General features: G+C 52.1%; 18 protein-coding genes and 3 pseudogenes. 10 read left to right on the top strand and 11 right to left on the bottom strand.

Annotated elements, in window-relative coordinates:
- Position 1: 1 nt before the first annotated feature.
- Together QFZ34_RS23275 and QFZ34_RS01780 are read right to left on the bottom strand one after the other, a co-directional pair.
- Positions 2 to 247, bottom strand: a complete 246-nt coding sequence (locus QFZ34_RS23275; protein WP_370878669.1) for a hypothetical protein — start codon at positions 245 to 247, stop codon at positions 2 to 4.
- The gene (locus tag QFZ34_RS01780) at positions 237 to 2,012 is read right to left on the bottom strand and encodes an alpha-1,4-glucan--maltose-1-phosphate maltosyltransferase (RefSeq protein WP_307276101.1); all 1,776 of its coding nucleotides are present in this window, start codon (positions 2,010 to 2,012) and stop codon (positions 237 to 239) included. Before QFZ34_RS01780 ends, QFZ34_RS23275 begins: the two co-directional genes overlap by 11 nt.
- Positions 2,013 to 3,292: 1,280 nt before the next feature.
- Between QFZ34_RS01780 and QFZ34_RS01775 the strand changes: the two genes are divergently transcribed.
- The 3 genes and pseudogenes from QFZ34_RS01775 to QFZ34_RS23405 form a co-directional block, all read left to right on the top strand.
- Positions 3,293 to 3,484: a hypothetical protein gene (locus QFZ34_RS01775; RefSeq protein WP_307276100.1), complete on the top strand. Its 192-nt coding sequence runs from the start codon at positions 3,293 to 3,295 to the stop codon at positions 3,482 to 3,484.
- A gap of 309 nt (positions 3,485 to 3,793) precedes the next feature.
- Positions 3,794 to 4,069 (top strand): DUF982 domain-containing protein, encoded by a 276-nt coding sequence (locus tag QFZ34_RS01770; protein ID WP_307276098.1) that lies wholly within the window; start codon positions 3,794 to 3,796, stop codon positions 4,067 to 4,069.
- A gap of 548 nt (positions 4,070 to 4,617) precedes the next feature.
- Positions 4,618 to 4,752 (top strand): annotated as a pseudogene (locus QFZ34_RS23405) (GFA family protein); the annotation flags it as partial.
- 2 nt (positions 4,753 to 4,754) lie between these two features.
- Here QFZ34_RS23405 and QFZ34_RS01765 read toward each other — a convergent pair.
- Both QFZ34_RS01765 and QFZ34_RS23400 read right to left on the bottom strand, forming a co-directional pair.
- Positions 4,755 to 5,186 (bottom strand): hypothetical protein, encoded by a 432-nt coding sequence (locus QFZ34_RS01765; RefSeq protein ID WP_307276093.1) that lies wholly within the window; start codon positions 5,184 to 5,186, stop codon positions 4,755 to 4,757.
- Complete coding sequence (locus tag QFZ34_RS23400) at positions 5,120 to 5,308, bottom strand: hypothetical protein (protein ID WP_442439615.1); 189 nt, start codon at positions 5,306 to 5,308, stop codon at positions 5,120 to 5,122. Before QFZ34_RS23400 ends, QFZ34_RS01765 begins: the two co-directional genes overlap by 67 nt.
- A 620-nt stretch (positions 5,309 to 5,928) precedes the next feature.
- On the opposite strand from QFZ34_RS23400, the gene QFZ34_RS01760 reads away from it, so the two are divergent.
- Positions 5,929 to 6,354 (top strand): ester cyclase, encoded by a 426-nt coding sequence (locus tag QFZ34_RS01760; RefSeq protein WP_307276091.1) that lies wholly within the window; start codon positions 5,929 to 5,931, stop codon positions 6,352 to 6,354.
- A gap of 177 nt (positions 6,355 to 6,531) precedes the next feature.
- Here the strand turns inward: QFZ34_RS01760 and QFZ34_RS01755 are convergent, their stop codons facing one another.
- The gene (locus QFZ34_RS01755; protein ID WP_307276088.1) at positions 6,532 to 6,783 is read right to left on the bottom strand and encodes an HAD family hydrolase; all 252 of its coding nucleotides are present in this window, start codon (positions 6,781 to 6,783) and stop codon (positions 6,532 to 6,534) included.
- Between the two features lie 262 nt (positions 6,784 to 7,045).
- Between QFZ34_RS01755 and QFZ34_RS01750 the strand changes: the two genes are divergently transcribed.
- From QFZ34_RS01750 to QFZ34_RS01730, 5 genes and pseudogenes are all read left to right on the top strand, one after another.
- Positions 7,046 to 7,243, top strand: a complete 198-nt coding sequence (locus tag QFZ34_RS01750; RefSeq protein WP_307276086.1) for a hypothetical protein — start codon at positions 7,046 to 7,048, stop codon at positions 7,241 to 7,243.
- A gap of 53 nt (positions 7,244 to 7,296) precedes the next feature.
- A complete protein-coding gene (locus QFZ34_RS01745) occupies positions 7,297 to 8,469 on the top strand; it encodes a zinc-dependent alcohol dehydrogenase (RefSeq protein WP_307276083.1) in 1,173 nt (390 codons plus the stop codon).
- A gap of 347 nt (positions 8,470 to 8,816) precedes the next feature.
- Positions 8,817 to 9,131 (top strand): annotated as a pseudogene (locus QFZ34_RS01740) (YciE/YciF ferroxidase family protein).
- Between the two features lie 125 nt (positions 9,132 to 9,256).
- Complete coding sequence (locus tag QFZ34_RS01735) at positions 9,257 to 9,490, top strand: DUF6894 family protein (protein ID WP_307276080.1); 234 nt, start codon at positions 9,257 to 9,259, stop codon at positions 9,488 to 9,490.
- Between the two features lie 16 nt (positions 9,491 to 9,506).
- Positions 9,507 to 9,869 (top strand): low affinity iron permease family protein, encoded by a 363-nt coding sequence (locus QFZ34_RS01730; protein ID WP_307276077.1) that lies wholly within the window; start codon positions 9,507 to 9,509, stop codon positions 9,867 to 9,869.
- A gap of 619 nt (positions 9,870 to 10,488) precedes the next feature.
- On the opposite strand, the gene QFZ34_RS01725 is transcribed toward QFZ34_RS01730, so the two are convergent.
- From QFZ34_RS01725 to QFZ34_RS01705, 5 genes and pseudogenes are all read right to left on the bottom strand, one after another.
- On the bottom strand, positions 10,489 to 11,310 hold the full coding sequence (locus tag QFZ34_RS01725) for an MBL fold metallo-hydrolase (protein ID WP_307276073.1): 822 nt from the start codon (positions 11,308 to 11,310) through the stop codon (positions 10,489 to 10,491).
- A gap of 81 nt (positions 11,311 to 11,391) precedes the next feature.
- Entirely contained in the window at positions 11,392 to 11,844 is a 453-nt protein-coding gene (locus QFZ34_RS01720) for a hypothetical protein (protein WP_307276070.1), read from the bottom strand.
- A gap of 35 nt (positions 11,845 to 11,879) precedes the next feature.
- A complete protein-coding gene (locus QFZ34_RS01715; RefSeq protein ID WP_307276067.1) occupies positions 11,880 to 12,389 on the bottom strand; it encodes a ferritin-like domain-containing protein in 510 nt (169 codons plus the stop codon).
- Between the two features lie 140 nt (positions 12,390 to 12,529).
- Positions 12,530 to 13,355 (bottom strand): annotated as a pseudogene (locus QFZ34_RS01710) (manganese catalase family protein).
- A gap of 584 nt (positions 13,356 to 13,939) precedes the next feature.
- Positions 13,940 to 14,131: a hypothetical protein gene (locus QFZ34_RS01705; protein ID WP_307276064.1), complete on the bottom strand. Its 192-nt coding sequence runs from the start codon at positions 14,129 to 14,131 to the stop codon at positions 13,940 to 13,942.
- Between the two features lie 216 nt (positions 14,132 to 14,347).
- On the opposite strand from QFZ34_RS01705, the gene QFZ34_RS01700 reads away from it, so the two are divergent.
- Complete coding sequence (locus QFZ34_RS01700) at positions 14,348 to 14,731, top strand: hypothetical protein (RefSeq protein ID WP_307276061.1); 384 nt, start codon at positions 14,348 to 14,350, stop codon at positions 14,729 to 14,731.
- A 726-nt stretch (positions 14,732 to 15,457) separates the two neighbouring features.
- On the opposite strand, the gene QFZ34_RS01695 is transcribed toward QFZ34_RS01700, so the two are convergent.
- Entirely contained in the window at positions 15,458 to 15,991 is a 534-nt protein-coding gene (locus tag QFZ34_RS01695) for a DUF4142 domain-containing protein (protein ID WP_307278822.1), read from the bottom strand.
- Between the last annotated feature and the right edge of the window lie 385 nt (positions 15,992 to 16,376).

Here is a 16,376-nt window from a genome sequence, read left to right as displayed (position 1 = left end):
ATTATCGCTTTGCTCCTGGAGGAAAAATTCGCCAGATGGCATAGGGTCGGACGGACGGGTCCAATCGCAAAGAATGGACTTTGCCATGCCAAGTGAATCGGCCTCCATTGATCAGGTCCTCCACTTCGACCGATGCTCCATCGGGCAATCCGAATTCCCATAGAGGCACTTCAAAATGGAAGCTCTGTGGATTGTGAGGATCGAGCGTGACGTGGAAAAGCAAATAGCTTTCCTCGTCAAAATCCATTTTTCCGTAGTACAGGACTTTGTCGTTTCCAGGCATTGTAGAACGTCAAGCTGCTATAGGCTTTGAACGCTGCGTGCGTGGCCCGCAATTTATTGATCAGGGCGATATCGCCGATGATATTGTCCGATCCTTCGAAGTCCCTTTGCCGTAACTGGTATTTTTCCGAATTGAGATATTCTTCCTTGCCCGGAATGGCCGCCGCCTCGCAAATCTCAAAGCCACTATAGATGCCGTAATTTCCAACCAGGCTGGCCGCAAGAACCAGTCTGATCTGGAAGCCTGCCTTGCCGCTCTCCTGTAGGAAGAAGGGATTGATGTCTGGTGTGTTGGCGAAAAAATTCGGGCGCATAACGAAGCGATCTTCGCCCTGTGTGAGTTGGGTCAGATAGTCTTGCAACTCTGCTTTTTCGTTTCGCCAGGTGAAGTATGAATAGGATTGAGAAAAACCGATTTTTGCCAATCGACTCATGATCTTCGGACGGGTGAAGGCCTCGGCCAAAAAGATCACATCTTCATGCTCATGCCGCACTTCGGCGATCAACCATTCCCAAAAAGGAAAAGGTTTTGTGTGAGGATTGTCAACGCGGAATATCTTGACGCCATGTGCAATCCAGAACAACACGACGTCGAGCAAAGCGTGCCAGATTTCAGCTTTTGCGGGGCCATAAAAATCCAGATTGACTATATCTTCATACTTTTTCGGCGGATTTTCTGCAAAACGAATGGTCCCGTCTGGTCTGCGCTTGAACCACTGTGGATGTTGGCTGATCCACGGGTGGTCCGGAGAACATTGTATTGCGAAATCCAATGCAATTTCTAAGCCTGCCTGCGTGGCAGCGCCGACAAGCCGGTCGAAATCTTCAATCGTACCCAATTGCGGATGAACGGCGTCATGCCCCCCGGCCGGCCCGCCTATCGCGTACGGACTGCCAAGGTCGGTTTCACTTGCCGTAAGGCTATTATTCGGCCCCTTGCGGTTAGTTCGTCCTATCGGATGGATCGGCGGAAAATAAAGGACGTCGAACCCCATCTCTTTCACATAGGAAAGTTTTGGCACTACGTCGTTGAAGGTGCCGTGCACTGCCTCAACTGGAGACTGGGAGCGGGGGAACAGTTCATACCAGGCGCCGAAGCCAGCACGGAACCGTTCTGCAAGCAGCGGCAGAGCTGGGTTTGAACGAGCCAGATGATCGCGCGGACCAGCCAGTGACATAATCTCGATGACGTCCGGAGCAATCAACGATCCAGGATCGCTCGAGCCATTGAGCGCGTTCGTCAATGTCTGCCGGGAAGCGTCATCCAGTTGCCCTTTGGAGAGGGCTCGCTCGATCAAGGCCTGGCCCTCGATCATTTCAAGTTCAATGTCCTGGCCGGCCTCGCGCTTCTTCCGAAAATCCCGAAGCCAGGTCGAAAAGGGATCTATCCACGCTTGGACATTGAAACTGTGGGATCCGAGCTCGGAGAGAACGATATCGGCTATCCATTTGTCATTTCCGACCAGCTGCATCGCGGTTACGTCCGTGCGATCGCCACGTGTGACAAGGACACAGGCCTTTAAAACGTCGTGGCCATCGCATAAGATATCAGCACTGACGGTAAACGGGCGCTCGATAATACATTTTGCCGGGAACCGCCCGCCATTAACCTGCGGCGAGACGTTTTCGATAACAACCCTGCGATGATCCTCGAAGAACGAAACCGCGTCTATCGTATGTTTCTTTTCAACGACATCGACGCGATCTTTTGTAGGAGTTTTTCGGTTCAATACAGTAGCCTCATCTGGGATCGCCAAGCGGGACGATCGAAAGCGTTGAGATGACAACCGCGTGAGTCGCACAAAGTTCCGGCTGTAAAAAATTTTCTGAATTCTGGTTTCCGGGCCGCATTGAAGGGGCCAAGTATCGATTTGGAGCTCACGACGTCATCACGCCCTGATCGGGTTGTTGCAGGGTGCCACCGACGCCTCGACAAGCTCCATTTTCCGGGTCCTTGTTGCTCTGCAACGCCCGGGAACTAATGACTCGCATACGCTGGTATGGTCGACCGAATGATGCTCTCGGCGGAAGAACGTTCCGAACTCGAGCGCGTCTTGAACGAAGCAATAACCGCTAAAGCTCCTGCGCGCGAAGGAAGCCGTTTATCTCGTCGTTCCGGTCAATGGGTACGATGTGCCCACTTTGCAGCCGGAAAACGCTGCCTTGGCCTTTAAACCACTGTTCAATCTCATGCCAGCGCCCAATGTACCCGCAGCATTTGCTACAGAATATCTGATCATTGCTGATCACGTCTGGAGGGATACGCAAATAGGTGGCTCGGCATTCTACACACTCTGGAGCGCTGATCGATTTTTGCCCCATGATAACCTCCCGGTAGATTTCAAGAGGAGAGCATTCCATGTTTGAACAGCGCTCTCAATCCTGCGTCCACCACCAGACAATCCCTGCCTAGCCGATGAAGTCTCACCAACGCATGACCAGACCGTCAGTGATGGTCGGCAACGGAAACGGCAGTACGGCCGCCACAGGACTGGAAGCAAACGCGCTGGAACGCCGAACTCGATCCCAGGCTTGACCTTTTACCTTAGACTCCGACACCGTTAAGGACGACGTCGCCAACAACTTGCTTAATGTGAGGGCGGCATTCGCTCAAGGCCAGAGCAACCTTCGACGCGGACAGGCGCAAATTCTTCGGACATAAGCTTTCTCCTTCAAAAATGACGAACCTCGACCTTGCGAGTAAGTTCCCGTCCACTGGCGGACAGAAGTCGGTGATTGCGGAACATCCGGCGACAGGATCGCATTTCACCTGTGTTGTCGGTGTTGTGGATACTCCACCGCCAGCGTGGGCTCGGTGCCTTCCCTCCCACAACGATGACGGGCACCGAGCCTTTCCACAAGCGTATTCACAGGAGAGGACTGGTGTCTTTCTCAAACTTTCGAGAACTAGGATATACCGACATCCATGAGCAGATATTGTCAGAAGCGTATCGCCTCGCTTCTCACAGTTTGAATCGTCACCCCCAAAACCCACGAACACGGTGAGCGGATGGCTCAGACAATCATCGACTTCTATTATCGGGGAATTCGGGATCCCGGCGTGCTGAGCACACTGGCGGCGAACAGGGAAAAAGCGCTCGAGATTAAAGCCGCCAAACTGGCGCGGCGAACGGAAAGGTTGGCAAGGATCGGACGCAGAAAAGGAAGATCGCGGAAGCAGCAAGAACATCGGGCCGAGTAAGCGTCTGCTGCATTCTCAGCCCACAGCCTTAGCTTTGTCCACTTCTGGACTAAGGGTAGATTGTTTTAAATCGAAGCGTACACTCAATGCGGCACCGACACAAAGCATTGAACTGGCGGTTGATGCTTGAGAGATGTTACGTGCTCTTCGCCTAGTGGGATCATCGATGACATCAAATTATGGGATGAGACTTGGGGAACGCTCCTATTCGAATAACCTCGGCCTACGGTCAAGTTTGAACGGAACCGACCCGCTGCAAGAGTCATTCACCGACTCTTGGACGATAAACCTGTCAAGGAATTAACTGTAATGACCCGCCGGATCGGTAAGACGAAGGTCATAACCTCCATTATGCAGGCGGCAGAGTTCATGAATGAGTGGCGGGGCACCGAAATTGAAAGGCTTAATATTGCCAAGCACGCACTGCTTGAATGCTACGATGGCAAGCTGTCACCCGGCGTTGCTCGCATGGCTTTCATCGAGGCCGCCAAGGAAGCCGACATCTACGTCGAGGCAGTTGGCCGCCCATCATCAACCGGCAAACTTGAAAAGTGGAGCAAGCGCAACCCCCGCCTTGAAGCCTAAGAGGTGGAAATCACATGCGCATTAAAGGCGTGACTAGGAAAGCTACATTGACTTTGGTTGCAATTGCAATTGTCGGACTTCTCGTCGCGGCAGCCGCTGCATTGATTTGTGAAATCACGTTTTACGATAGTCGGCAAACAAATCGAAAAAGCGAGTCATATTTATTTGGGGCGGCGTGGATTTCCACCCCAAACTCGACCCGGTTGAAGGGAATATTTTCAACCCCGGCATCTGTTAGGACGCCAGGCTGATTTATTGACAGGCTCGGGTAGCCAGATTTTAATAATGAAGTCTCCGCGGTCACAAGGCGGCGGCATGAAGCCCGGCACCCCATCTTTCACCTGAAAGCGCGCCGGGCTTCATTTTATCTCGGCGGTGAGCCTCGACGCCGGTCGCGCTCTACTCGCTGCAAACGATCTAACGCCTGCATATTAAAGTCACGCTGGCCAAAGAAGTGTTGCTGGGCTCCGCTTCAATACAGGGTTATTTAGGCGAGATGCCAGGGCGGGTCATGCCATTGCGGCGCGGTATCTGTTCAGATTGCGTCGGTGACTGAGGAGCTGAACGATTGCCAATGTGAGCATTGCCAGAAGCGCGGCGCGCTATGGGCGTATTTTCCCGTCGATAAAGTTGTGGTGACTGGCAGGACATTGATATACTGCTGGGGCGACACGAAACTCCAATTTCATTTCTGCGGCCAGTGCGGCTGCACCATTAGTTGGGTGTCGATCGATCCGACATACAATCGCATGGGCGTAAATGCATCATTGCCTTCGATCCGTTCTGATGCGGGTCGATCTAGTTGGATCACCGCAACAGTTGCTGCCGGATTAGCTGCGTAGTTCGCTTTGCCAGTGATCTGTTTTGGCGTACGACCGCGGTAGAGCCTACCATTGCCGGGCTTGGTGTTGCCCATTCGGTTGCCATAGACCTTGTTGGCAAGTTTCTCTGGATTGCGAACATACGGCTGGCATTCAGCAACGGATTTGAACCGATGGTTCTTGCTTGATCCCTTGAAGACATCGTAGATCCGCTGCGCACTCGTGTAGTTCAAGTTTTCAGTCTGGCGCGTGAATCCACCACTTTCCAGTGCAATACTAGCGAGATAATGGGCCAACAGGTGAGGCTGATCGATACCACCTCGCCATAGGAGTTGATGCCGTCAATGATCAAGGCGACGATTTTCGCGTTCGGAGACGCCATAGCGATCCGACGCAGCATTTCTGCTGTCAGTTTCACGATGAATACCTGAGGTTGAATCTAGAACTATTGGATTATATTGCTGGATCAGAAGCTTTGATGCAGATTGGTCAGCCAGGGATCAGGGAGCATGGACCCGGAAGACAAACATTACCTCACTCGGGTTTGGCCATATTTGCTGGCAGTCGCATTACTATGCCGCGCCTCTATTACTCTGGGTCGTTTCTGCTCGATTAAGCACGAGCCGGGATACCGTGTAAGCGCAATTGCTCACGATGGGGTTATCTGTGGTAGGAAATTGGTTGGAACTGGGCCTCGATTGCAGCGAGTCTAAATACATTGAGCTAGGCCGCCGGTCTTGATCGTTTCACACAGTTGCATTTTACTGGTTTATACCAGCGCCCCCGAGCTGGCCTCATCCCAGCGCTGATTTAACTAGCCCTTATTAGCGCTGGGATTTTCTTCACCTGCGATTCGACGCAGCATTTCCGTTATCAGTTGCACGGATCTGTGGCGGCCAATTAAATTGGGCTGGCCTGGGTGGATAGTTGTCAGTAAGGCCTTCGCGAAGCCCAAATATCCCAAGCTTCCGGCACTTTCGCTGATGCTGTCATTGGGATTCACGAGCGAATGACGTGAGAGAAAGGGAGAACAAATCGATGACGATCAATCTGAGCGACGTGTACCAAGGTTACATCGACTGTCTCAACTCCCAGGACTGGGGCAACCTTGGAGACTATGTCGGCGCCGAGGTTTCCTATAATGGAAAGAGGATCGGACTTGATGCCTATCGACAGGCCCGCGAAAAGGAATTTCGCGACCCCGACCTGCATTTTGAAGTACGCATTCTGGTATCCGACCAGAAAACGGTGGCGAGCCGCCTCGAATTCGACATCAGTCCGAGCGGCGAGTTCCTAGGTCTTCCCGTCAACGGGAAACGCGTGAAGTTTTCCGAAAATGTGTTCTATGAATATGAAGGCGGTAAGATTGTCAGAGTATGGTCGGTGCTCGACAAAGCGACGATCGCGGCCCAGATCGCCCGATCCTGGTGCGAGGCACCCGCGAACAAGCGGCGGACCCGTTAGAAAGATGGTTTGCCGTCCCGCGGGGACGTCACCTGTAAATCAGTCTTGATGGGCAAGGAGCAAATCGGCGGCTCCGTTCAAATCCGACACTTCCGCATAAGGCAGCCAGTCTGGATTGCCGGGATTCTCCCCGGCGGTTCACCCAGGTACCCCGCAAGCCCAGTTCGTGACGCGCTTTCAATACATACCCATCGCAACGTGCACGGTTTGGGCCGGTGTGACATCTATCCTACGATAGGCATACTCGCAGAGTTGTCGCGGTGGTTTATAGGCGTGCGCCTGTTCGGGGGTGAAGACGTAGTCGAAGGGCACACCGATGCGCGCAACGGCGAGAGCGATGAGATCGTCGTCGGAGTTCGTGAAAATCGCAAGCTTATAGCGCTCGCGCAGCCGCCGCAGGACATCCGGCAATTCGGGGTGCGGCCCCATATTCTTTGGCGAAGACGCGATGCGTTCGATCCCGTCTTCTCTGGGCGTTAGGCCGTGCTCGGCAAAGGCGGCTGCAGGCGCTGGAAGGCATCAGCTCTACAGCCTTTAGTCGCGCCACAAAAGCGTATCGTTCCGCCCAGTCAGGTCGTGGCAATTTCTGTCTACTGGCGGACGGATTGTATCCTTCTGATTTTTTTTGGAACCATCGCAAAGTTGCAGGATTGGATTCAGCGCGGGGGTTAAGAAACTTTGGAGACGACAAATGCCAAACAATCAGAACAACCGTGGCGATGATCGCGACCAGCAGTCAAAAGCAGGCCAGCAAAGCCACAAGAATACACCGGGTCAACAGAAACAGGATTCGGGGAAAAGCGGCGGCCAGCAAGGAGCAGGTTCCTCACAGGGTGGCTCGCATGAACAGCACGTAAAGGCTGGCCAGCAAAGTCATAAAAATCGCTAATGTGTAAATTGCCCGTCAAGTTTTGGCGGGCAATTTCTCTTTGAGGTGGAAAAATGAAAGCTTTGACTTGGCACGGTAAAGGCGACATGCGCTGCGAAAGCGTTCCCGATCCTAAAATCGAGCACGGCCGCGACGCCATTATCAAAGTGACAGCGTGCGCAATCTGCGGCTCGGACCTGCACATATTCGATGGCATCATTCCGTCAATGGAGCATGGCGACATTATCGGTCACGAGACAATGGGAGAAGTTGTCGAGGTTGGTTCACAAAACAAAGCATTGAAGGTTGGTGACCGCGTCGTCGTTCCATTTACAATTGCATGCGGTGAATGTTTCTTTTGCCAGAAAGGCTACTATTCAGGTTGCGAGCGTTCCAACCCCAATAAAGCGAAAGCCGCGAAGTTGTGGGGAAATTCGCCTTCGGGACTTTTTGGATATTCCCATTTGCTCGGCGGATACAGTGGTGGACAGGCGGAGTTTCTCCGCGTTCCCTACGCCGATGTCGGTCCTATAAAGGTCCCCAACCACCTGTCGGATGAGCAGGTGCTTTTTCTGTCGGACATATTTCCAACCGGATATATGGCGGCGGATTTCTGCAACATCCAGAAAGGCGATACAATCGCCATCTGGGGCTGCGGTCCAGTCGGACAAATGGCTATACGCAGCGCATTCCTGCTTGGAGCAGATCGGGTAATTGCGATCGACACGGTCCCTGAACGGCTGGCTTTAGCAAAGGAAAGCGGCGCGCAAACGTTGGATTTCCGTGACGAAGACATCTACGACCGTATAATGGAGTTGACCAATGGCAGGGGAGCTGACGCATGCATTGATGCCGTCGGTACTGAACCCGATACCATGGCAAGTTTCGATTCAATCGTTGACCGCATCAAGGTTGCAACTTTCATGGGCACCGACAGACCGCATGTTCTCCGGCAAGCAATTCATTGCTGCCGCAACTTTGGCACCGTTTCCATTGTTGGGGTCTATGGCGGTTTCGTCGATAAAATCCCAATGGGTTCGGCCATTAATCGCGGTCTGACTTTCCGCATGGCGCAAACGCCCGTCCAACACTATCTTCCGCTGCTTTTGGACCGGATCGAAAAGGGTGAGATCGACCCATCATTCGTTATCACCCACCGGGCAACACTCGAAGAGGGCCCCGAATTTTATAAAACATTTCGGGACAAAAAGGATGGCTGCATCAAGGTGGTCCTTAAACCTAACTAAGGAGAAACGATCATGCATAATTCCAAACGTCCGCTCGCTTGTCACAGGAACGGGATAGTGAATGCTGCGACGCGCCACTTACCTTGCGCATGCCGATGGCTGAGCGAGGTCGACTGGACACGAAGCAGTCACCGCCTCGCAGAAGCGGGCATTATGCGACCCGGTTCGCTCCAATGAATCAGAGGGGAACTGTTTTGAACAAGATCTTTTTGTCTCATGGTAAGTTGACAAAATGAGATCGAAATGGCTGAGAAAACACTTCAAACCCTTTTTTATGAAACACTTAAAGGCTCTACTATGCGGAACGCAAAATCTTGACCGCGCTGAAGAAAATTGAAAAAGGAGCGGTGTCACCCGAGCTTAAGGCAGCTTTCGAAAAGCACCGGTGCACGTCGATGGCCTGCAGCAGGTCTTTGAAATTATAGTCAAACGCGCACAAGGCAAAACGTGAAGCCTTTGGGGGAATTGTCGCTGAAGGCGAAGAAATTTTGGAAGGTTTTAAGGGGCAACCAGCACTTGACGCCGGCTTGGATTCTGCCGCCCAAGCAGTCGAGCACAATGAGATAGCCAGGTATAGTAGCTGGCGCGTTGGGCGAAAGAATTGGGATACTCGGACGCGCATAACTTTTGGCAGCCACGCTGGCGGAGGAAGAAGCTACTGATGGAGCATTATCCACTCTGGCAGGATTCGCTTAACAAGGCCGCTCAGGCGGCATAGTTGAATTGTTTGAGGCAAGCGCTGGCAACAGCGCTGCCTTCGCGATTGTCTTCATATCGCAGGAAAACCATGACGAAGTATCGATTGGAATTTTTCGAAGGGATTGGAACAGACGACGTTGTTGACATCGAGCTGCAAAACGACGCTGAAGCGATTGCAGAAGCACACCGTATCGCAGGCGAACTTCTACAGAGAGGTTTTCTCGGTGATCAAGTTCGAAGCCAGTGGATGATCAGGGTCTTTCGCGACGAAGATCAAGCCGTTGAGACAATCTACTTTTCTGATCTAGTCGCCCGCTACTGAAGACGGAAGGGCCACGATGTCGTTGAGCGCCTCTTTTAATAAAGTAGCCACCAAGGTTGCGATGGCATCAGGCAAACCGCTGACCTTTTGCATATGCGTTTCTATGGTGGTGCTATGGGCAATAAGTGGCCCGCTTTTCGGTTTTTCGGAAACGTGGCAGCTCATCATCAACACGAGCACAACGATCATCACATTCTTGATGGTTTTTCTAATTCAAAACACACAGAACAGAGATGGTGCCGCAATCCAGGCCAAACTGGATGAACTGTTACGGGTTGGTGAAGGACAAAACAGATTCATAGGAATTGAACATTTATCGGAGAACGAAGTGGAGGAATTTCGCAAGAAGTGCGAACAGGCCGCCAACGCTGCATCATGACCTCTGCGCCCGATATGTGTCAATTTCCCGAGCGAAACTATGACGGCGGGTAGTTGATTGAACGAAACGCCTTTGTCCCAAGTCGACAAAGGTTTGTCCGGTTTCGAGCGAACGAACTTAAATGCCAAGGCGACACCCAGCTGGACGTTTCTGCTCGCGGCCAATGAAGGGAGGCATGTGATGGCATTGTTAGATCAAGACAGACGAATATTCGCCACCAGTGATTGGGAGACCTTGCAACGAGCCCATGACAAGGCCTCCCGGATGCTTGATCGTGTCCCAAAACCCATGAGCGGTGTAACGAGCTCGCACGAACCGTCATGGCTCTTTTCGACAGCGGCGTGAGCGGCGAAGATGAACTCGCAGCACTGGCTGCCAACAGAGAACTTGGTCATCTTGGTGCGCAAGGTCACTTTCAGCAGCCATTTTCGATGTCACAAGCACAGCGATTTCTCCGCCACCTGACTGAGATTCGATGAAATACCAGCTGTCTCGTTGATCAATTGGCAAAGGCTGTGTTGATGTAGATCCCGGTCAGCTCCTGTCTCGAAGATCGCTATACTGATTGAAACGAAGCTGAACCGTTGGTGGGATGATGAGTTCCGCTAGAGTGATGAATTCAGCAAGGAACGGCGATCGAGACGAAGTTGTCAGCCAGAAGATGCAGGTTTACGGAAAGTTCAGGGCCGCTCACGGATTTTCCATGTCCGGTCACGGCCAAATAGGGTTCGAGGTCAGCGAGCATGCGAACCGATTGGTGGGCTGATGCCCAATCCGGTGTGAAATAACGGGGTGGCCCGTGGAGCTCGGCTGTTTGCACAACAGCATGATATGCAGATTCCTGCCGCGTTGTAATGAAAGCATCCCCAGCCAGCAAAACCCGATCGTGTTCCCGCCAAAGCGAGATGTGCCCGGGCGTGTGTCCAGGTGTATGAAGCCACTGCCAATCCTTCAAGTCTGGTACCTCACCTTGTAGGGGAACCTCCGCCAGCCTGCTGGAAACGTCAATTGGCTTTCTAGGAAACAGCGGCGAAAGCAAAGTCATTATACCCCCGCCTGCGCGAGCATCCGGTGGAGAATAAGACGTCGTTCCGTTCAGAAACGGAACCTCGTGCGGGTGCGCGAAGACCGGGACATTTTCCCAATGTCCCAGCAAGAACTCAAGCGATCCAACATGATCAAAATGACCGTGCGTCAACAAAATGCATCGCGGGGTGGCGAAACTTCCAAAGCGCGACTCGGCAGCTTCCACTATCTTCGCACCATAGCCCTGAAGACCTGCGTCAACCAAAACCCAATCGCTTTTCGGGTACCCGATAAATGCCACGTTGACGATTCCGGTTGTCAGATAAGCCAGATCGCTTCTGACTTCTACAATCCCCGCTTCGTTTCGCAAACCTTCATTCACGAGGCGTTCCGGTAATGGAATCTGCTCCGTCATGTCCTCACTCCTCTTTTCGTTTTTGCTGTTTCCGATATCGCGACATGAACGCGAGAACTGCTTGACCACCCAATGCGCGCTTCAGAGGACGTGAATGACGCTTTCCTCAAATTGAGCGATCTTGCGAAGTTCATCCTTCACGAGCTTTTCACATAAACGCAGATCAGCAGCAGTCCGTTTGTTATTCAAACAGTAGTAAAGATTTGAAAGAGTGCGGTAGGTGGTCAGCAACTGGTGATAAACCAGTTCGAGGTAAGCTACGTCCTGTGAAGGATTTCGGTAAGTTGACGTTTCATGCAAACTTTTAAGATACCGGACCCCGGCTGGAACGCGCTTTTTCATAGGAATACTCTTAGTTTCCTTCATGATCTCGGCGCGTTCCTGACATTTCTCAAGGCAGTACGTCAGTCGGGCTCGGTAAAGCGCATCGTCAGACTGCTCTCTCATTCGTTTCAACAGCGAAACCAGTAAGCCCTCTAGACAATGCTCACGCTTGCGAAAGTGCCGGAGAATATCGGGTGCAGAGTTGGCCATTGACCTGCCTCCAGTTGAATTTTGCCGAGCCCCGCCTAGCGTTTGGCTGCGTCCGATCCCTGTTGCTCACGCCGCAAGTAGGTCACGACGATGTCGCTGGCATGATCAGCAAGCCACTGGGCCATTGCTTCTTCCTCCTTCAATATGCTTTCGCAAACAGCCTGCGTTTGTTTGTCGCCGACGACATTGCACGCCTCGATGAGCATCTTGTAACTGGCAATTTCCATGTGCTCAAATGTATAGCTTGCAAGCGATCCCTTAACGACCTCATCGCCAACAAACAGACCGCTGAGAGATTGTCCCAATGCAGTCAGCTTTGCGCCGGCATCCTTGATTATCGAAGTGTCTGTCTGACGCCTCTCAAGGCAACTGCGGATCGAGTCTGCCTGATCTTCCGTTTCACGGATATGCTCTGCGATGCGTTCCCTCAGCTCAGGATAGTTTTCAATCCTGCTTTGCTGACCTTTCAGCATAGTCAGGGCCTGCTCTTCCATGGCATGAGCGTCGCGCAACCAATCGTTCAGGATTTCGTCTGAGGTGGGCATATTCAGTCTCCATCGTTGTTCTTAGGTAAAAATGGAACAGGTCTGTTTGGCAATGGTTCCAGTTTTCGCCACATATTTCGGAATCGAGACAGATCGGCAGGGTGCCGCCGCTTGCAAAACCACGGCACCCTGACGTCCAACTATCTCAGTTGCTCCAACTGCGCTCCACCTTCCGGTCGCGGTGACGCAAGTACCGGCACATCTCCCAATGGCTCGGCCGCAACGGTACTATATTCGCCTTTTCCATCGAGTGATTTTCCACTGGACCAACGCCCTTCCGGAGGCTCCACTCCGTCGACGAAGCAGTTAACAAACGCGTAGCTGAAAGCTTCTTGCTCTTGATCCTGTGGGAACGAGTTGGGGATAGGCATCGCAGCCTGCAATCCGCCCATGTCTTCGATGGCAGCCAACCACTGCTACTGGTGCATGGTGTCTCTGGCGATGAGGAAGGACAGCATTTCCTTCATACCCGGATCGTCTGTCATGTTATAAAGCCGAACGGCGAGCACGCGGCCGCTGCTTTCAGCAGTCACATTTGCCATCATGTCGGCAGCAAGATTTCCGCTTGCATAGACATGCGAAGCGCAAAACGGAACACCGTTGGAATTTTCGGGCAGGGCAGCAAATCTGGTCGACAGCAAGTGCCTGAAGTTCATTCCATTGAGATCCCACCCCCGATGGAATCTGCCGACATTTCCTCTTGAAGGGAGAGTGGCACATTTTCCAGATTAAGGGCGACGGCTGTCGACAACATTTCTATGTTGGATAATTCTTCTGTTGCGGAATTCAGGAGCATATCGCGGTATTTCGCCGGACCGCGAGCGCCCCACGCCTGAAAGAAATACTGCAACGTGACGCGAATTTCTCCTTCCACTCCACCAATTGTCTGTTGCAATGGGCGTGCGAAAACCGAATTGAGCTTTGCCACCCGCACAGGAAATTGAAGTTTCTGTCGGTATAGTACATATCAGCTCCTTTTGGTACTACCCGGCTTGATGCTCCAGACATAGCGAACCGCAAGATTTGCCTGATCGTTCTGAAATAACTTGAATCTCAAATGCTCGCGTTCTCACACCGTTTAAAAACAGGAACCTTGCGGCTCGTTCGTCGTTGTGATCCCCAGTTAACGTTACGCATCTCCAAGAACGTGTAGGCTATGAATCCATAAGGTGACGCGATGGAGGATATTCTAATCCTGTTGCTTCCACCGGGACCGCCTCTGGCGTGTGTCACCGGCGTCACGGCGAGATACCTGTGGGTCACCTGGACCTACCGGCGCGCGCGGAAACAGAACGGTGGTCAATCGGCCTGAGATGGATGACCCCGCGCGAGCGACCGCAAGGCCACACCATTGATAAGGCGGTTCACCGTCCCAAGGGGCTCGCCAGCTAAATCGGTTGTGGCCATGATTTATGCGAGTCGGCGTCACCGTTATCCTTATCAGTCGGCGTCTTCAAACTGAAAGACGGATAGATGGAAAGAAAAGCCTGACAGCTAATCCTTCCATTCCGAGGGCCGTTGCGTGAGCACATCGGCAAGGCTTATCGTCCCTAATAATGTATTCCCGTCTTGAAAATCTGGATTGACCAACCAGAGCGATCAACGCCTATTTTGACACCGTCCTCAACCATCTCATAAGCGGTTTTATAACCTTCTTCGATTGGCGCGAGGTCATTTTCCAACTCTATATCAGCAACTGTGTCACGCTCAGTGCCCTCGAAAAACTCGTACCTGTACAACATTTAAGCCATCCTCCACATCTTCAACCATTGGATGGCTCCTCAGTTCCCAACCGCAGTGCTGCGTCTAGAAGAAATTGCGGAACATTTATGAGATTACCGAATTTGAGCTCTGTTGCTGAGGCATTGACAACCGGAGGCAGCAGGCTTGATGCTCTCCGTCGAAGACTACCCAGCGTCAAGCCTCCCAATCACTGGTCAGGAGGCATCAGAAAAGTTGTGAAAGTAATCCGTAGCGTGATCACACCGTCCAAGAAAAACCAATTCCAATACGACATCGAATTTGTATCCGATGCAGGAGAAAGCGTGACCATCTGTGTGGTCGGCGATAAACACAGCGATTTGAATAACATGATTAGCAAAGCCCGCGCTACCTTAGAGGAAGTCTTGCCGGGAGATCTGGCCGTCATAGATACCGCCGGTTACAAGATACTCTCGCTTCCCGAAACAGGTGGATTTGCAGCTTGCGATGACGACGGATGCCCAATCAGCCCTACCTTTTCCACCAGAAAAGAAGCCGCTTTGTGGACTGGCAAGAACCCACGGATTAAGACACCGATCCTCCAAAGGCACGATAGCTGGCTGAGCGGATCCCGTACCTGAGCTGAGAACTGCCTGGGGCAAGATGAGCGTAGCGAGGATCCAACATGACAAAGACCATGGCTTGGATTTTGATAGGAGTCGCTGTCGCAGGGATTGTCGCTATTCTTGTAATGATTCCGCTGCGCAACAGGTCGACAGATTCGCAACCCTCACCTCACGCGCTCGACCAATCAAACTGAGAAATTTCGGAACCCATCGCTGCCATGTTGAGCATACGCGGGAGACAACAACACGGAGCAAGATAATGGCTAATGAAAATAACCGCGGCGGCCGTTGAAGACGCCGTTCTCGCCTTCGTTGACATGGTCATGTTGCGGACTGGAGTAAAGCAGAAATGCTAGCTGCGATTGTCGACGTTGCGGACAGTACCTCTTTGGCGCTGGACGAGAGTGTAGCGTTGTTCGTTGCCAGCTGTTTATCCAGATTGATGAAGAGGCCAGATGTCTGAAACACTGAAAATCCCAGATGTCTGAAACACTGAAAATCAAGGATACGCGGCCCCGATCGGCAAGACCTCGGCCGGAACTCTCAAGCATGATTGCTTGCGCCCAGGTTGCGAGGAGCGCGGCGCGCTCTCGCTTCCAAGGATGGGAACGCTAAATTCACATCTGATGGCGAAGACTGGCAGCAGAATAAATGACGCGCTTCGTAAGCCTGCTAGGTGCAATCGAAATAGAAACAGCGGCCCTTGAAGCCGCTGTTTTTCTGTCACTTCGAGACATTAGGCTATTCTTTATTCAGGTCCTGGGCCATCTTGAGATGGTGCTCAAGTTCAGGAACGGTCTTGGCTGCCCAAGCCTTGAGGTCTGCGTTGTCACCACCTTCAGCATATCGTTTGAACAGATCAACAGCATCTTCATGAGCTTCTACCTGATCGTCATGATACTGGGCCGTAAAGTCGGCGCCCTGAAGTTTCTTCAAAGCTTCGATCGATTCTTTCTGATCCTCCGACATTGCCGTAGCAGGGGCGGCTTTCACCTTGCCGCCGTCCACAAGGGTTTTAAGCTCGGTCGTCGTTTTCTCATGCCCCTTCACCATGTGCTCAGCGAAGGTTTTGGTGGCGGAGTCGGAGCGTTCGATAGCGAGTTTGCTTGATTCAATCTCAAACATGTCGCTCATCGAAGCTTGTGCTACGAAATCTTCCGTCGTCGGCGCGATACCAAGAGCCGAATTGACCCCTGTCGCTTCAGTGGTGGATTGTTGTGCCATGGCTGTTGTAGCCATCAGAACCATTGACGCTGTGATAAGAAATTTTTTCATGTTAAGTACCTCCATCGCGTTGTTAACGATGGAATTGGGATGGGGTTCCTGAGTTTCTGTCATTTTCCCGAGGGCCATTTGTCTCGCGCTCCCTGCTGCTGTGATTCTTTGAAACGATATTCATAGTTGGCCATTACTAACGTAGAAGCAGGAGAGCGTTCGATGATTCATCCAAATTCTAAAGTTAAGCTTTTCGTCCCCGACGAAATTACGACCTCGGCCGTAATGTCATTTGATAACGTCGTTGATGCCCTTGAAGTGATAGACTTCCATTCTGTCTGGAAGGTACACGTTGAGGGATTCGGACCGATGACACCGGAAGAATTCAAGTTGGCCTGCGTCAATACTCAATCGAGCTAACAAAACCCGCCTCGGCGGGCCGGTT

It is taken from the genome of Phyllobacterium ifriqiyense, from assembly GCF_030817885.1.
GTDB lineage: Bacteria > Pseudomonadota > Alphaproteobacteria > Rhizobiales > Rhizobiaceae > Phyllobacterium > Phyllobacterium ifriqiyense.
The sequence above is the reverse complement of the archived record's forward strand: the minus strand, read 5'-3'. Positions and strand labels throughout refer to the sequence as shown.

What these genes read in the sequence shown, in the direction of transcription:
- QFZ34_RS01770 (WP_307276098.1), top strand. Translation starts at nt 3,794, where the DNA reads ATGACCCGCCGGATCGGTAAGACGAAGGTCATAACCTCCATTATGCAG.
- QFZ34_RS01715 (WP_307276067.1), bottom strand. Translation starts at nt 12,389, where the DNA reads ATGCCCACCTCAGACGAAATCCTGAACGATTGGTTGCGCGACGCTCAT.
- QFZ34_RS01760 (WP_307276091.1), top strand. Translation starts at nt 5,929, where the DNA reads ATGACGATCAATCTGAGCGACGTGTACCAAGGTTACATCGACTGTCTC.
- QFZ34_RS01755 (WP_307276088.1), bottom strand. Translation starts at nt 6,783, where the DNA reads ATGGGGCCGCACCCCGAATTGCCGGATGTCCTGCGGCGGCTGCGCGAG.
- QFZ34_RS01735 (WP_307276080.1), top strand. Translation starts at nt 9,257, where the DNA reads ATGACGAAGTATCGATTGGAATTTTTCGAAGGGATTGGAACAGACGAC.
- QFZ34_RS01775 (WP_307276100.1), top strand. Translation starts at nt 3,293, where the DNA reads ATGGCTCAGACAATCATCGACTTCTATTATCGGGGAATTCGGGATCCC.
- QFZ34_RS01730 (WP_307276077.1), top strand. Translation starts at nt 9,507, where the DNA reads ATGTCGTTGAGCGCCTCTTTTAATAAAGTAGCCACCAAGGTTGCGATG.
- QFZ34_RS01705 (WP_307276064.1), bottom strand. Translation starts at nt 14,131, where the DNA reads ATGTTGTACAGGTACGAGTTTTTCGAGGGCACTGAGCGTGACACAGTT.
- QFZ34_RS01695 (WP_307278822.1), bottom strand. Translation starts at nt 15,991, where the DNA reads ATGAAAAAATTTCTTATCACAGCGTCAATGGTTCTGATGGCTACAACA.
- QFZ34_RS23275 (WP_370878669.1), bottom strand. Translation starts at nt 247, where the DNA reads ATGGATTTTGACGAGGAAAGCTATTTGCTTTTCCACGTCACGCTCGAT.
- QFZ34_RS01725 (WP_307276073.1), bottom strand. Translation starts at nt 11,310, where the DNA reads ATGACGGAGCAGATTCCATTACCGGAACGCCTCGTGAATGAAGGTTTG.
- QFZ34_RS01720 (WP_307276070.1), bottom strand. Translation starts at nt 11,844, where the DNA reads ATGGCCAACTCTGCACCCGATATTCTCCGGCACTTTCGCAAGCGTGAG.
- QFZ34_RS01745 (WP_307276083.1), top strand. Translation starts at nt 7,297, where the DNA reads ATGAAAGCTTTGACTTGGCACGGTAAAGGCGACATGCGCTGCGAAAGC.
- QFZ34_RS01750 (WP_307276086.1), top strand. Translation starts at nt 7,046, where the DNA reads ATGCCAAACAATCAGAACAACCGTGGCGATGATCGCGACCAGCAGTCA.